The sequence below is a fragment of the Thomasclavelia spiroformis DSM 1552 genome (assembly GCF_025149465.1).
GTDB lineage: Bacteria > Bacillota_I > Bacilli_A > Erysipelotrichales > Coprobacillaceae > Thomasclavelia > Thomasclavelia spiroformis.
The window spans coordinates 987,995-1,003,071 of the sequence record NZ_CP102275.1 but is presented as its reverse complement, the minus strand read 5'-3'; the positions used below and the strand labels follow the sequence as shown (position 1 = coordinate 1,003,071).

13 protein-coding genes and 1 pseudogene are annotated in these 15,077 nt (G+C 32.6%); 5 read left to right on the top strand and 9 right to left on the bottom strand.

Annotation, left to right across the window (positions count from 1 at the left end; all coding sequences use genetic code 11):
- Window positions 1–58 precede the first annotated feature (58 nt).
- Window positions 59–826: an ABC transporter ATP-binding protein gene (locus NQ543_RS04585; protein ID WP_004610538.1), complete on the top strand. Its 768-nt coding sequence runs from the start codon at window positions 59–61 to the stop codon at window positions 824–826.
- On the top strand, window positions 816–2,822 hold the full coding sequence (locus NQ543_RS04580; protein WP_004610537.1) for an FtsX-like permease family protein: 2,007 nt from the start codon (window positions 816–818) through the stop codon (window positions 2,820–2,822). The genes NQ543_RS04585 and NQ543_RS04580 overlap by 11 nt, the downstream gene beginning before the upstream one ends.
- 91 nt (window positions 2,823–2,913) lie before the next feature.
- Here NQ543_RS04580 and NQ543_RS04575 read toward each other — a convergent pair whose 3' ends face one another.
- From NQ543_RS04575 to NQ543_RS04545, 7 genes are all read right to left on the bottom strand, one after another.
- On the bottom strand, window positions 2,914–6,696 hold the full coding sequence (locus tag NQ543_RS04575; RefSeq protein ID WP_050752826.1) for a beta-N-acetylglucosaminidase domain-containing protein: 3,783 nt from the start codon (window positions 6,694–6,696) through the stop codon (window positions 2,914–2,916).
- 594 nt (window positions 6,697–7,290) lie between these two features.
- Window positions 7,291–7,527 (bottom strand): helix-turn-helix domain-containing protein, encoded by a 237-nt coding sequence (locus NQ543_RS04570; protein WP_004610535.1) that lies wholly within the window; start codon window positions 7,525–7,527, stop codon window positions 7,291–7,293.
- A 5-nt stretch (window positions 7,528–7,532) separates the two neighbouring features.
- Complete coding sequence (locus NQ543_RS04565; protein ID WP_004610534.1) at window positions 7,533–7,952, bottom strand: RNA polymerase sigma factor; 420 nt, start codon at window positions 7,950–7,952, stop codon at window positions 7,533–7,535.
- A gap of 261 nt (window positions 7,953–8,213) precedes the next feature.
- Entirely contained in the window at window positions 8,214–8,987 is a 774-nt protein-coding gene (locus NQ543_RS04560; RefSeq protein ID WP_004610533.1) for an ABC transporter permease, read from the bottom strand.
- Complete coding sequence (locus NQ543_RS04555; protein ID WP_004610532.1) at window positions 8,980–9,900, bottom strand: ABC transporter ATP-binding protein; 921 nt, start codon at window positions 9,898–9,900, stop codon at window positions 8,980–8,982. The genes NQ543_RS04560 and NQ543_RS04555 overlap by 8 nt, the downstream gene beginning before the upstream one ends.
- Window positions 9,897–10,370, bottom strand: coding sequence for a helix-turn-helix domain-containing protein (locus NQ543_RS04550; protein ID WP_039904597.1), 474 nt, complete (start codon window positions 10,368–10,370; stop codon window positions 9,897–9,899). The genes NQ543_RS04555 and NQ543_RS04550 overlap by 4 nt, the downstream gene beginning before the upstream one ends.
- 304 nt (window positions 10,371–10,674) lie before the next feature.
- Window positions 10,675–11,346 carry a helix-turn-helix domain-containing protein gene (locus tag NQ543_RS04545; protein WP_039904596.1) on the bottom strand — a complete coding sequence of 224 codons (672 nt, stop codon included), beginning with the start codon at window positions 11,344–11,346 and terminating at the stop codon, window positions 10,675–10,677.
- A 488-nt stretch (window positions 11,347–11,834) separates the two neighbouring features.
- On the opposite strand from NQ543_RS04545, the gene NQ543_RS04540 reads away from it, so the two are divergent.
- The 3 genes and pseudogenes from NQ543_RS04540 to NQ543_RS04530 form a co-directional block, all read left to right on the top strand.
- Window positions 11,835–12,896, top strand: coding sequence for a replication initiation factor domain-containing protein (locus NQ543_RS04540; RefSeq protein ID WP_471527412.1), 1,062 nt, complete (start codon window positions 11,835–11,837; stop codon window positions 12,894–12,896).
- Window positions 12,896–13,099, top strand: a complete 204-nt coding sequence (locus NQ543_RS04535) for an excisionase (protein ID WP_004610525.1) — start codon at window positions 12,896–12,898, stop codon at window positions 13,097–13,099. Before NQ543_RS04540 ends, NQ543_RS04535 begins: the two co-directional genes overlap by 1 nt.
- A gap of 76 nt (window positions 13,100–13,175) precedes the next feature.
- Window positions 13,176–13,775 (top strand): annotated as a pseudogene (locus NQ543_RS04530) (integrase DNA-binding domain-containing protein); the annotation flags it as partial.
- 41 nt (window positions 13,776–13,816) lie between these two features.
- Here NQ543_RS04530 and NQ543_RS04525 read toward each other — a convergent pair.
- Both NQ543_RS04525 and NQ543_RS04520 read right to left on the bottom strand, forming a co-directional pair.
- Window positions 13,817–14,677, bottom strand: a complete 861-nt coding sequence (locus tag NQ543_RS04525) for an IS3 family transposase (protein WP_050752825.1) — start codon at window positions 14,675–14,677, stop codon at window positions 13,817–13,819.
- Between the two features lie 82 nt (window positions 14,678–14,759).
- Window positions 14,760–15,041 carry a transposase gene (locus NQ543_RS04520; protein WP_004608772.1) on the bottom strand — a complete coding sequence of 94 codons (282 nt, stop codon included), beginning with the start codon at window positions 15,039–15,041 and terminating at the stop codon, window positions 14,760–14,762.
- Window positions 15,042–15,077: the final 36 nt, after the last annotated feature.

Sequence of the window (15,077 nt, the reverse complement as noted above, 5' to 3'; positions counted from 1 at the left end):
TCGATGTTTATAAAAATTAGCATGTTTTATAATTTGATTGTAGATAGGAGGAAAAAATATGAATAACATTTTACAAATCAACAATATTTCAAAATATTATGGAAACAAATCATCTTTAACTAAAGCTATTGATAATATTTCTTTATCAGTTGATAAAGGTGAATTTGTTGCCATTATGGGTTCAAGTGGTTCAGGAAAAACTACTTTATTAAACTGTATTTCAACGATTGATCGCGTTACTAGTGGTGAAATCATCGTGGATCAAACTAACATAACGAAACTTAAGCGAAATAAATTAGCAGATTTTCGAAGAAATCAGTTAGGTTTTATTTTTCAAGATTTTAATTTACTTGATACATTAACAGCATATGATAATATTGCTTTAGCTTTACAAATCCAAAAATGTAAACCAACAAAAATCAAAGAAAAAGTAATTAATATAGCAAAAAAACTAGACATCACTGATGTTTTAGATAAATACCCATATCAAATGTCCGGAGGTCAAAAACAAAGAGTTGCTTCAGCTAGAGCTATTATTACTAACCCTAAAATTATATTAGCCGATGAACCAACCGGCGCTTTAGATTCAAAAAGTTCAAAAGCATTACTTGAAAGCTTTAATCAATTAAATAAAGACATTGATGCTACTATTTTAATGGTTACTCATGATCCTTTTTCAGCTAGTTATGCTTCTAGAGTAATATTTATTAAAGATGGTAAAATCTTCAATGAAATTAGAAGAGGAAATGAAAATCGTAAAGATTTTTTTGAAAAAATAATTGATGTTGTTTCACTTCTTGGAGGTGAATTGAACAGTGTTATTTAGATTATCTATTAAAAATCAAAAAAAGAGTATTAAAGATTATTCAATTTATTTCTTCACTCTTATTTTGGGTATCGCAGTATTTTATATTTTTAATGCCGTTGAATCTCAAACTTCAATGATGGAACTCTCACAAACAAAATCACAAATCATCGATGTAATGAACACTGCATTAGAAGCTATGAGTGTATTAGTATCATTTATCTTAGGTTTTTTGATTGCTTATGCAAGTCAATTTTTGATTAAGAAAAGAAAAAAAGAATTTGGATTATATCTATTATTAGGAATGAAAAAGATCAATGTTTGTATGATCATCTTTTTTGAAACAGTTATTATTGGTTTTATTTCTTTAGTAATTGGTTTGATTTTAGGAATCAGTTTATCACAATTTATGTCTTTATTTGTTGCTAGTTTGTTTGAAGCGAATATGCAAAAATTTGTTTTTGTTGTTTCTAGTAAGGCTATTATCAAAACTATTTTATATTTTATTTTGATTTTTATTTTTGTAACAATTATGGATTTAATCATTGTAAGTAAAGCTAAACTTATTGATTTACTTACAGCTCATTACAAAAAAGAAAAAAACATAATCAAAAACCCTTATCTTAGCTTTATTTTATTTATCATTGCTTGCTTAATGCTATCATATGCATATTATAATGTTACTGTTAGATATAACATGCTTACTAGTAAAAGTGATATTTTAATTCAAATTATTTTAGGAATTATCGGTACTTTTTTAATTTTTTATTCAATCTCTGGTTTTGTTTTAGCGATAATTAAAAAAATCCCTAATATTTATCATCGTCAATTAAATTCTTTTGTTGTATCGGAAATTGGAAATAAAATTAATTCTACTGTTATTTCTGGAAGTATTATTTGTTTACTTTTATTTATGACTATCTGTTTATTATCTTCATCATTTTCTCTAAAAAACTTTAAAGAAGATAGTCTTAAAGATACCGCCCCTATTTCTGCATCTTTTTCAAAGAAAATGGATGATTCTTACAGTATCAAAGAAATCTTTAATAAACAAGGAATAGATGCTTCTATATATAAAAATAGTTATGATTTTTATACTTATACATCTTTAGAAACTACAATTGGTTCAATATTAGGAAATTATAGCATACAAATGCTTAACTTAGATCCTACTATGGAAGAATATTTTGCTACTAAGTTACCAATCCTTAATGAAAGTACTTATAATAAAGCAGCTAAGCTCTACAATAATAAAACAGTTAATTTAAATAAAGACGAGTATCAACTCGTTGGAAACAGTGAAATATTTAATGATGCTTTAAAACAAGGTAATCAAACTATCACTTTTATGAATCAGACATTACATGCAAAATATAATCGTACTATTGATGGATTTTTAATGATGAATAATAATGCTTGCTTTGGTGAAGATTGTTTTGGTTTCATCATTGTTCCTGATGAATTTGATTTAAGTAATCTAAACTATAGCACCAATTATTTACTTGTACCAAAAATGAGCGATGAAAATAATAAATATATTTCTAGTTCAAAATTTGATCAAACGATTAATCCCGAAAATAATAAATGGCAACATGTTTTAATCAGCAGTCAAACAGATTTATATGATGAAAGTATCGGCTCTAGTGGCGTAATTATCTTTGTTTCATTGTATTTAGGTTTTATCTTTATGATTTCTGGAGCAGCACTTCTTGCTTTAAAAGAAATGTCTGATGCAATTGATAATAAAGGTAAATATGAAATACTAAGAAAAATTGGTACTTCGAATCAAAAAATAAATAATGCATTATTTAAACAAATGTTGGTGTTCTTTGGATTTCCACTACTTTTAGCCATCATCCATTCTATTTTTGGAATTCAAGTTTGTAATATAATGTTGGAAATTTACAATTCTGATGCACTTTTACAATCAATTATAATTACTGCAGGAATGATAATAGTAATATATGGTGGTTATTTCTTAGTATCATATTTAAGTTGTAAAAGAGTTATTAAATAATTTTCATTATCTTAAAAAAGCTTGACTTCAAATAAGAAATCAAGCTTTTATATCTTATAATTTATTTTAAAAACGGTCGATTATTAATATTTTAATCTTCACGTTTTTTTCTTTTCAAGAATGTTAACATCGCTGCAGAAGCCATTAACATTGTTGCAAATAATGTTGTATTTGTGCTTTCACCAGTATCAGGACTATCTGGTTTTATAGCACCATTATCACCATTATTATTTCCATTATCTTCACCGCTATTTCCAGATTTATAATATTCCATAGCAGCTTTTAATTCATTAATTCCATTTGTAATTTCATGACGATCAGTTGATGAATCTACTAGCGCTTCTAAAGAAGAAATTGCTGATTCAAGAACTTCTTTTCCATCTTTTTTATTTGTTGGTGTTTTTAATAATTCTTTTGCTTCTTTGATTAAAGCTTTTGCCTGTTCTTTGATTTCATCCAACGTATAGAATTCAGGAGTTACCTCATAAATTTCTACTGGATTATTTTCATCTACAGTAAAATCTTTTGTAAATTCAATTTTAATAGATTCTACATCTACTTGTTTTGGCATATCTAAAATTGTATATCCTTTATCTAAAGTACCTAATACAATTTCTTTACGATCAACAGTTCTTGCAATTACTTTTGCTTCAGTAATATTTTTACTACTTTGTAATACATGCAAACGTTTTAAATCACGATCTTTATTAAAGTGATATACAATCGTATCTCCAGCTTTAATATTTGATACTGGAGAATAATTAGTTGAAAGATCATAATCATTCATATTTGTTACTCTGTTAGTTGGCTGTTTACCATTAACACTTGCTTCCCAAACTGTTTCAGGAGCAGAAGTATTTACACTAAATTCTCCAATACGTGTCCATGTTCCTCCACGTGTTTGATTTACAGTATATTTTAAATAACGAGCATCAACATTTACATTTGTAAATTCATTGTACCAGCTATAGATATTATAAGGAAGATTTATCCATTCTTCACCATCTATAGAATAAGATAGCGTAACATCAGTAGGACGGTCTCCACTATAACTTTCATTAAAGATTAGTTTCAAATCACGTACATGAGTAACTCTTCCTAAATCCAATTGTAAATATTGTCCTGCTTCTGTTGTTACTGATACAGCATTTGATGCAATGTCAAAATTGTTGATACGATCCAATCCATATCCATCACGGAATGTATAGTTACTTGTATATGTTCCTGGATTTCTTTCTTCATTTGTTACTTTTAAAGTAGCATTTTTAATCATTCCATTTTCAGTTGCACGAAAACGTACGCGCGTTGCAATAGGATGAGAAGCTAATTGATCTTGTGTTGCCATTACCCAATCTACATCGTTACGTGTAAATTCAACAACACCCTTTACACCAAAATCAGCTTTTACATCTTTGATATATTTAAAGTCACGTAAAGAAAGCGTAAATGTATCTCCGGCTTTTACTTCAATTTTATCATTATAATGCGCTAATACCACCGGTGCTGTTCCATCACTTGATTCTTCAATTTTACGTACTACTTCTCCTGTATATCCTTCTATACTAGAAGATGCAATTTCATTAGAAATATCTTTATTTACTTTAAAGTCACGTACAAACCATTGGAAATCTTCTGCTTTAGATGCAGTAAATCTTATATATTGTGCTTTAATATTTAAATTAGTAAGAATTGTTTCATAATCAGAAACTTCTTTACCTAATTCAATCCAATTTTGACCATCAATAGAATATGAGAATTTACCAGATACTGTTTTATCTGTTTCAGTTCTTCCTTGTAATAGATAAATAGAATATACATCCATTTCTTTTCCTAAATCAATTTGGACATAAGAATCTTTTTCTACATTATCTTTTGACATGTATGCTTTGTCAGTATTATCAATTGCAAAGTTTGAAGCTTCATAAGGTTTTGCAGTATACCACCACTCACTATATTGTTGTGCTTCCATGCTTGCACTACCTTTGTAATCAATAACTTCTTTTCTATCTTTAGGAATTGTATTATCATACAATTTATTTCCTGCTTCATGTGCTTGAGCAATGAAATTTTTTACTACATTAGACACTTGTGCATTGGCATTTAACATAGCATCTTGATGTTCTAAACTAGATTGTTTTAATTCCCACCACGAAACAACATCATTTGATAAGATTGCATCCATCATTTCCATTGCTTCTTTAGCATATTTAGCATTTGTTGCAAAAGCATCAAGCTGTTTACTTGTTTCTTCTAAAACTTCTTTTGGTAAATTTGTTTTTAATCTTTTTGAAACTTCTTCCATTTTTTCAAATTCACCAATTAAAGCTGTACGTTCAAAAGAAACATCTTTACCAGAAAGAACTTTTGTAAAATAAGTATCCACTAATGCCTGCATTTCAGGAGCATCTGGTCTACCATTATCTACACGTGTTGTGTGGTTTGCAAAATAATAGAAATCTTCTGCATTTTCACCATATAATTCATTTACAGCATTTTTAAATGATGTTTCTGGATCATATGCTTTTAAATTCCAGCTATAATCAGCACCTGTATAAATACTGATTTTTGAAGTTTCTGCAAATTCCATTGGATTCATTGCCAATGTAGAAATTGTATCTTCCACTTCTGATGACAATCCATAAATTGGTCCTAATGCTAATTTTTTTGTATTATAGTCATTTACTGGATAATTCCAGAATAGTGCCATTTTTCTTTCAAATACATTGTATGCATTTTTTGCATCTTCTGTAGAAACTCCTTGAGATACTACTTCATTTCCAGTCCACATAACTTGAATATCTTTATCTAGATTTTCTGAAAATGCTGCTGTATATGGAGATTTATTACCATTTTGCATCATTCCACTATAAAAATATTCTGTTGGAACAGTTATTAATGGTTTTACATCTTCATGTGTTTTAATAAAACGTTCATTGAATTGATTTAATACATTTGCTTGTTTATCTCCGCTTCTATCTGCAATATCATCAAAATAGATTGCAAAACTTCTAACACCCATATCATACATTGATTGTGCTTTATCAATCAATGCTTGAATGTCTTCTTCTCCTTCTTTTCCGTCAAAACGAATATCAATTCCAGGAGAAATAGCAAATACAAAATCTACTTTGTTCGCTTTTGCTGTATTAATTAATTCTTGCATACGTGCCATTTCTTCAGGTGGATATGGATCTCTCCATTGGTTACGATGATATGGATCATCCTTTGGTGCATAAATATAAAGATTTAATTTTTGTTCACCATAAAATTTCAATTGATTTAAACGGTCTTCATGAGACCATGGTGTTCCATAGAACCCTTCAACAATTCCACGTTCTTCCATATCTGGTTCATCAATTATTGAAGCTTCTGGTAAAACATTTTTACCATCTTTTTTCTGTAACATTGCCTTTAAAGTCTTAACACCATAATATGTTCCAGACTCATCAGCACCTTCAATCATAATTTGATTGTCGTTTGCAGCAAGTACATACCCTTCTTCTTTTTGCTCTTTAGCATCAGGAAGTTTTAATGTACTAGCCATATCATTAATTTCAGCTACATTATCTTCTGCTTCACCAAGCATAATAGTAGTATCATTTTCATTGTTAGTTTCATTAATTATAATGTTGTTTTCTTTTAAGAATCTTTTTAATTCTTCAACAGCATCTTGATCAGCTACATCTGCACCAATCAAATTAACAAAACTACTTATTTCCATCCCATTTCCAAGTGTATTTACTGTTTTAGGGGTTGGATTAATTACCGGCATAGTAACTTTAAGTTCATCTTTTGCATTTACCTGTGTTAGTGTCATCCCTGATATCATTAAAGTTGCTGCTAAGGTTGTTAAACCTACTTGTTTCTTTTTCATTTTTCTCTCCATAAATTTCCTTTTGAATTAATTTTTAGCGATGAGGATTAAAATTACCTAGCTAAAATAATTGGGGTGTTTTTATCTTTGATCAATTTTACGATAAAATAAAACCTAACCTCATCTTTAGTACGTACTAAGCGACTGTAACCGCTTTATAAGCGTATCATATGCAAATAACAAATGTCAATAAAATAAATCTACCTTAAACTGGGAAGATAATTTAATAATATGTATATATTCTATATTCATTAATTGTTTAATTTGTTTTAAACTTTGAATAGTTCTAAAATCAGATTTAGATGACAAAATAAAATCTATTGCCTTGACACGATTTAAATAATTATTTTGAAAAGTTATTTTTTTATTTTCAATAATACTTTTAGATTTTTTTACATTATTTTCAATTTATTAGAAACTTGATATAGAAACTTAGATTATACGCATAAATACAGTATTTAAGGACTATTTATCAACTAAAAAAACAACCATTTTACCACGAATTTACCATGATTGAGTGAGCCTTGATATGACAGAAAAAGAGCAAGGGAGATTGCCCAAAGACCGTGTATCTCCCTTTTCATGGTTACATTTCTACTTCACTTTAGGTTCAAATTTCAGCATGGCTTTCATAAGCTCCGTTTGCACTTCGCCTTTTAATTCCTCGTCTATCCTCATGCTAACTTTACCGTTTTCATGGTAGAATGGACGCAAGCATAATTTTGATATGTACCCGTCATAAAACCTCAAAATTTCTTTGATTGCCTGTTCGTTACCGTTGGATGCATTGACAATCTTCTCATAAGCAGGATAACCATAATCTTTTGCCATTTCCTTTACTTCCTTTCATTCATCAACGTTTGTAGTTTTTGCAATCCTCTGTTTCTCGTACAGCTTACAGAAGAACGTGATACATGATAAAGCTCCGCAATCTCTCTGTCCCGCATATCTTGAAAATAGCACAACAAGATATAATTACGTTGCTTTTCAGACAGTTTGCGTAAAGCCGTACCCAATTTTTCGTCAGATACCTTGATTGAGAAATTCCATACTTGAAATACAGAAAATTCAAAAGAATATCTATCATAGTTCCCTTGATTGTTTTGCTTTATTTCTGGAATTTCACAAAACAATGCTTCATGCTCCAAACGCTTTGTGCGTTGCTTTCTGCGATAACGGACAATGCCTTTAATCGTTATCATCATATAAGCATTAAACTGTAACTTGATGATTTCCTCAAAAGAAGATAGTTTCATAATCTCACCCCCTCTCTGCTGAATGCTGAATTATATAAACGTCAAACAGACTGTTTATATCTTTGTTGTGAAGAACAGCAAAGAAAGAGGGTATGAAAAAAGCCCATACAAAACATATTGTTTGTATGAGCCTTTATTGACCCTGCTTATAATACTTCCTTTTTACTATGAAATTTCTTTTGCACCAGCCTTTAAGATTTTTTTCACATCTCGTTTTTTAGTCCAATCATTTTAGTACCTCTTGTATTTTTTTATCAACAACTATTTTACTTCACATTTTCTAAATGCCACTATTGATAAAAATGTAAAAGTCAAAATAAAGATTAGCCCGACAGAACATGATTTCACTAAATTAACAAGTTCAAAATTTACTACTAAATCTGTATAGTCTATTCCAAACGGCGTATGTTCCATAATGCCTTTAGTTACTTCGTTTAGTTCTAAAACTGGTCCAAGCAATAACAGAGTTATATATGATAACGCAAGTACAATGACAGGCTTTTTAACTAAAAACATAATAAATATGCCAATGCTTAACTGGGCTGAATATGTTAGTATTGCCAGAATAATAAAGGCAACTATATTCACTATGTCTGTACCCCCAATAGCAAAATTAATAATAGTTAAGTATGCAGTTGGCATATATACATTCATTTCTAAGTTAGTACAGACAGAAAATATGATAGCAATAATATATGGCAATGTCATAATTGCAATTAGTATTACAAGCGAAAGCATTTTACTGAAAACAATCGTACTTCGTTTGTGTCCGCTTGAAATAGCGTTTTCTATGATTTTATACTCAAAATCATTGCACAAAAACATACCAATAATAACACAGCCTAATAGAGTAAAAATTTCACTGTCAGCAAACAATGACATAATACCTGTGTTTTGAATATTCATATCGCCCGTTGCCGTTAAATGTGCAAATAAGAGCATTAAACCCGCACTTAATACAGAGAGAACAAATACTATTTTTATAAGTGAAGATTTTGCCATTTTATAAATATCTACCTTAATCAAATCAAGCATTTTTTACACCTCCCACAAGTGATAAGAAATAGTTTTCTAATGTTTCTTCTTGATAGCTCAAATTTGTAACTACTATATCATTTTCACTTAAAACTCTTGACACATATTCTATATCTGTCAAATAATCATATAATTCCAGTTCGGTGTCAGATATTACTTTATAATTATCTGTATGCAAAATAGATTTTAAGACTTTTATCAGATTCTCTAGTTGCTTGCAACCAATTAACAAATGTGGATTGCTTTCTTTTTCCAGCTCTTCAAGACTCATTGAGTTAACAATTTTTCCGCTATCAATAAAGATATACTGTGTAGCAACTTGATACAATTCTGGTAAATTATGGCTGGATATCAATATCGTTATATTTTTATTTTTACAAAGGTCTATAATTAAATTTCTTATTTCAGTAACCCCGATAGGGTCTAATCCATTTATAGGCTCGTCTAAAATAAGTATTTGGGGATTACCTAATAAAGCAATAGCAATACCTAGTCTTTGTTTCATTCCTAACGAAAAGTCCTTTGCCTTTTTCTTTAAATCTGCGGATAAACCAACAAGCTCTAATTCTGCTTTGCAATCAGTTTTTCTAATTCCTCTTAATGTTTGATGCAATTGTAAATTCTGCTTTGCTGTCATATAAGGAATAATACTGGGATTTTCAATCATGCACCCAATATTTTTTCGTTCTATCTGTATGTTCTTTTCATGTTCCTTACCAAACAAAATAATGCGTCCAGCGGTAGGAATACTCAACCCCACTAACGTTCTCATTAGTGTTGTTTTACCTGCCCCATTTTTTCCAATCAGTCCATATATTTCTCCCTCTTTCAGTTGAACGCATACATTATCCAAAGCAATGAATTTACCATAGTGTTTTGTAAGGCTATCGGTTTCTATCAATATTTTTTTCATTTTCTATTCTCCTTGTTTGTTTTTGGATAAAATGCTTCCATAACTTCTTGAGTAGCTTTCATAAAAAGTTCACTCGGTAATAATGCAATTCCTCTGGTACTAGGGTTTTCATCTCCAAGAACAACTAATGTATCTCCAGCTTTCAATCCTAATAAATCACGAGCTTGTTTCGGAATTACAATTTGTCCCCGTTCTCCGATTACTGTTGTTCCAAATAAATGCTTACCTTTTGGTGCTATACTGGCTTCTTCTTTTTCTCCGTCATAATGCAATAAATCATCGACGGAAACATCATATAAATCTGCTAATGCAACACAGTTTATTAAATCGGGAACACTATCTCCGTTTTCCCATTTTGCAACCGCCTGCCTTGATACATTGATTTCATTTGCAACTTCTTCTAATGTCATATTATTTGCTTTTCGCAAAAATATAAGATTTGAATGAAGATTTATTTTCTTATTATTCATATTTTTCATTCCTCCTCTATTTCCATTATATAACCGTAAATATTGATTTCAACCAACTGCACATACCAGTTTTTGTTATTCTTAGTTACATAAGCACGCAAATCTATATAGAAATGCACACTTTCAATTATTTTATGATTTTTCAGTTACTATCCTTATGGAGCTTCAGCATGCATATCCTTATTTTCTCTTGTCCACCACGAACAGAAAAGAAAAAGCCCTGTCAAGAGCATTGTCACCATAGGTGGTGCTTGCACTCTTGATCGGGCTTTTTGTTTGCTGTATCTTCCATGCAAGAGGAAAATCACAGTCCTCTGTTCCACTTGTCTTTCATATAGTCTTCAAATTCCATTTCATCAAAATCTAATTCGGGTGAAGTGTTTGGAATGTTGTTTCTTCTGTCTATATCCGCAAGTTGACGGAATATCCTGTCGTCATATGGACTATGATATTTGTACTCTTTTGGCTGTTCTCGGTATCGGTCTAACCCACGCATTTCCTTATGTACCCTCATAACACGTTCTAGCTTCTGACGCTGTATCAACTGCTTGATTTCCATAAGTTCTTCCAGCTCCACAACCTCATTGGTAATGTAATTGCTGATATACTGCATGAGCTTGGTTTCCATATAAAACCTGCACTCCTGCTCAGATTTAAAATATTCATTTTCGGGCAGATAGTCCAGGGAAACATTGAAGTCCTGTTCCCGTTTGATAACGTCCATAATATACGGCTCGGTATGATCGATATACTTCCATTCCCCCGCCAACAACTCATTGGGCGTTACTCCCAACACGTCCATTATCTTTTCCAGCGTGTCAAAGGTGGGATAGTTTACCCCTCGTTCAATCTTGGAAAGGCTCTGCATATTGATACCGATTTTATCCGCAAGCTCCTGCTGTTTCATTCCCCTGCATTTCCTTATGGTCTGTATGTTTTCCCCTAAGAAACTGATTTTCTTTATATAACGTTCCATAACTTATTATAACTTCTCCTTTCTTCACTTTTTGGTTCATTTATAAGCTTATCATACTTATTATTTTAGAAAAAGTCAAGAAAAAGTTCTTGACAAGTAATTCTGATAGCGTTATTATCGTATCATATAGAGTGATTAAGCACGCTAGGGTCAATCACACGCTTGAGTAAGCATATAAATGATATGTTTTCGCTTTGATAGCATGAATAGACATGGACTATCAGACCGAAAACCGTGGTTTCCAAAAGGGACTGGCTGGACGGGGCACGTCCCACAGACGTGTTTCGGACAGACAGTTCCTTTTGGAAAGGGAACGCCTTTAGGCGTTCCGTAAAGGGCGTATATGTAACACCGCCCTGCGTATACATGTCATAGTACCTAAAAACTGTGATAAATAAAGGACAAAACACTATTTTTACTCCGCAAAAAATCGGGAAGAACGAAAGGAGAAATGCACTATCGCAACACACGAAAATTTATCCATTAAGATTGATTACATCAGCATTGTATTTGAAACGGCAACCGCTGAAGATGTTATCAAGTACATTTTACATTTGCCAACGGACATCTTCAATGTCTATCCAGCTACTGTAAAATTCAAGACCTATCAGACACGCTGGGAGATTGGGGATATTTATGTATCGGGTGATGCAAGAAAGACAGAGGACAACCCACAGGGACTTGGCTGTTATCTCGTTATGACAGGCAGGGGCAGTGATGATATTTACCGTATCCTTGAAGATAAAGGCTTGACTTTTGGAGATATGTTCGGACGATGTGAAAGACGATACGGACTAGGCAATTTCCATTTCACAAGGCTTGATGTTGCCATTGATGATAAGAACGAAAAGCCATTCTTTACCATAGAGCAGATAAAGAAGAAATGCGAAAAAGAGGAATTTATCTCAAACAGTGAGGGTTATAAGTTTGACGAAAGCAAGTTTGATGATTTCGACACCGCAAAGACAGTCTATATCGGTGCTGGAAAATCGGGCTTGTCCTACCGCCTTTATGACAAGGATAAGGAAGTCTGCACAAAGTACAACAGGACGCTTGATGAAGTCGGGAGCTGGAAACGAACGGAAATGCAACTGCGTGACGACAAAGCTCATGCCTTTGCCATGACGTTCAAGGACAGACCGTTAGAACTGGGAGAACTGGCTTTCGGACTGCTGGCAGACAACCTACGCTTTGTCGTACCCAATAAAAATGAAAGCAATAAGAGCAGGTGGAAAACGTGTCGCTTCTGGGAACGTTTTTTAGGGGCTGTGGAAGTCTTGAAGCTCCACACCCCTAAACAGCAGAATACCCTTGAAGAAACACAGCAATGGCTCACAGAGGGTGGCGTGATTTCAGCGGTCAAGAGCTTTTACTTCTTGGAAGAACATGACGCACTGGGTGGACTGGAACGTGTAGAAAATATGCTGGATAAGGCAAGATACAGCACCGCCCTTTCCAGCAAGCTGACCGCCCACTTACAGAGAATAGACCGTACTGACCTTATCCCCTATATCCAGTATGATACGAAGCACGTAAAAGGGGGCATTTGATGAACGATATTCAAGTCCCAGTATGGGAGAAATACGCCATGACAGTAGAAGAAGCGTCCCAGTATTTTTCAGTCGGTCAAAACAAGATAAGACAGCTTGCCCAGCAGGACAGGTTCGGCAACTGGTATATGATGAACGGAAACCGCCTGCTCATCAAGAAAAAGCAGTTTGAAAAAATGCTGGATAAAATAGACACAATCTAATGAAAAAGAGCCTTGTATGTGATATTATCATCATAAGTCATATCGAGGCTCTTTCTTATGAAAGGAGCAGATAACAATGTCAGAAAAAAGACGGGACAATAAAGGTCGCCTGTTAAAGACGGGAGAGAGCCAGCGAACAGACGGAAGATACTTGTATAAATATGTGGACGCACAAGGAGAAACAAGATATGTGTACTCATGGAAACTTGTACCCACAGACCCCGTACCCAAAGGAAAGAGGAACGGGAAATCATTAAGGGAACTGGAAGCGGAGATACAAAGGGACTTGCAGGACGGTATCGACACCACAGGCGGAAAAATGACGCTGTGCCAGCTCTATGCCAAACAGAACGCACAGAGGGCAAACGTGAAGAAAAGCACACAGCAGAGCAGAAAACAGCTTGTGAGGATATTAGAGGAAGATATACTGGGAGCAAGGAGCATTGACAGCATACGCCTTTCAGACGCTAAGGAATGGGCGTTACGCATGAAAGAGAAAGGTTATGGCTACCAGACCATAAGCAATCATAAACGCTCGTTAAATGCTTCATTCCGCATTGCCATAGCGGACGACCTTGTGAGAAAGAACCCTTTTGACTTTAAGCTGAACGAAGTCATAGAGGACGACAGAAAACCACGACAGGCATTGACAGAGGAACAGGAAGAAAAGCTGGTACTATGTCAAGATTTCGGACCACATAAATGTAAGAAATTTAATTAATTGATACTAATTAAATAATCATGCTCATATTCATTAGGTGATTTATAATCACAATGTGAATGTACTCTTATTGTATTATAAAATCCTTCTATGTATTCAAATACCAGCTTATATGCATGATTATAATTTATAATCTTAAATCTGTTCAGCCATTCCCTTTTTATCAATGCATGATATGATTCTATACACGCATTATCCCACGGTGTTCCTTTTTGTGAATAGCTTCTTTTCATCTGCTTAGTTAATCTTTTGTATTTCTTCGATGTATAGTGCACTCCGCGATCTGCATGGATTACTATTGGTTTTGCGCTTTTTCTTCTTTTTTTAGCTGTTTCCAGACATTTTAATACTTCATCTACTTCTAATGTTTTGCTTAATGTCCATGCTATTATTTTTCTTGAATAGAGATCCATTATACTGGTTAAATATACAAATCCTTCATCTGCTGTCCAGATATATGTTATATCAGTACACCATGCCTGATTTGGTGCTTTTGGATTAAAATCTCGGTTTAGAATATTTTTTAGTTTATTTGAAAAATCACAGTCTTTTGTTGTTATTGTATATGGTTTGATATAATGAGCTTTAATATTGTTTTCCCTCATTATGTTTCCTACATATTTTTCACTTATTTTTTCTCCCTCTTTTTTTAGTATTTCAGTTATTTTAGGAGCTCCATATATTTCTTTTGAATCCTTATAGATCTTCTTGATTCTTTCTGTGATTCTAGCTTTTCTGATTTTTCGTTTACATGGTTTTCTTTTCAAATATTCATAATATCCTGATTTACTCAGTTGTAATTTTTTTAGCATACCGGTAACTGAAGTCTGTTTATCTTTTTTAGATTTTTCTTTTATCCTTTTATAAAGATCCTGCTTAGTTAATTGCCCAGTATGCCAATAGCCTTTTTTAGGACTTCTAAAGCATCCTGTGTATCTTTCAGTTCTTTTTTAATCTGGCAATTTCTTTAGCTTCATCACTTGAATAATTACCGCTTCCTCTTGAATTAATTACGCCGTCATTACTACTGGCATCTTTAAGCCATTTATGAACAGTGCTATCAGCAATACCAAACTGTTTAGCTATAGCTACTTTAGATTCATCAGGATGTTCTAAAACATATTGAACAACTCCCTGTTTAAATTCATCTGTAAATGTTGGTTTAGTCATCATCATATACCCCTTTTCTATTTTTGATTTAAGCTTATGACATTGTATCATATACTAGCTAGTTCTTCCATTTAACTGGTACAGTTT